The 875-nt window shown below is 61.9% G+C and carries 2 protein-coding genes; both read left to right on the forward strand.

The genetic code is table 11. The features are described 5' to 3' along the window. A partial coding sequence (locus tag A3754_RS05735; RefSeq protein WP_156496840.1) for an acetyl-CoA carboxylase biotin carboxyl carrier protein subunit occupies window positions 1-205 on the forward strand: 205 nt, incomplete at its 5' end. After that, the coding region (locus A3754_RS05740; RefSeq protein WP_156496841.1) for an AMP-binding protein at window positions 202-875 on the forward strand (674 nt) is incomplete at its 3' end. The genes A3754_RS05735 and A3754_RS05740, both read left to right, overlap by 4 nt.

The following is an 875-nucleotide window of genomic DNA, read 5'->3' on the forward strand; positions in this document are numbered from 1 at the left end:
CCCCGGCGATAGCGTTGAAGCCGGCGATGCGGTGATTACACTGGAAGCCATGAAAATGGAGCACACCCTGCGCGCCACCGTACCCGGCACGGTGAACGGCTTTGCCGTCGCCGCTGGCGACAGTGTCAGCGAAGGCACGGTGCTGGTGGAATTCACCGCCGCTGACAGCCACGCGGATACCGACAGCAAGGGAGAGACAGAATGAGCGAGCCTCTCTGGCAACCCGATGACAGCATCCAGCACACCCACCTGGCCGCTTTCTGGCAACAGGCACGCACCAACAGTGGTCTGCCTTTAACGGATTATCAGGCCCTGCATCGCTGGTCTGTGGAGCAACCGGACGCCTTCTGGCAACAGGTCTGGGATCATTGCGGTGTGGTCGGCCGGCCCGGCGATACCGTGCTGACGCCAGGGGAACGCTTTCAGGACGCCCGCTGGTTTGCCCACGGCGAACTCAATTACGCGGAAAACCTGCTCAAACGTAACGACACTCACACCGCCGTCGTCAGCGTGCTGGAAGATGGCAGCCGCAGTGTCATCAGCTATGCACAACTGCGGGTGGCCGCCGGCAAAGTGGCCGCCCAACTGCTAGCGGCCGGCATTCAACCCGGAGACCGGGTAGCGGGCTTTATGCCCAACCGCACCGAAACCCTGATCGCGGCCCTGGGCGCCGCCTGGATCGGTGCTGTCTGGTCCTCCTGCTCCCCGGATTTCGGGGTTTCCGGGGTGCTGGATCGTTTCGGACAGATCGAACCCAAGGTGCTGCTGGCCTGTGATGGCTATCACTACAACGGCAAGTGGATCGATCTCGGCGAGCGTATAGACGCATTGCATGAGGCCTTGAAACCGGAATTATTGATTGTGGTACCCGGCCG

This window comes from Alcanivorax sp. HI0083, from assembly GCF_001635175.1.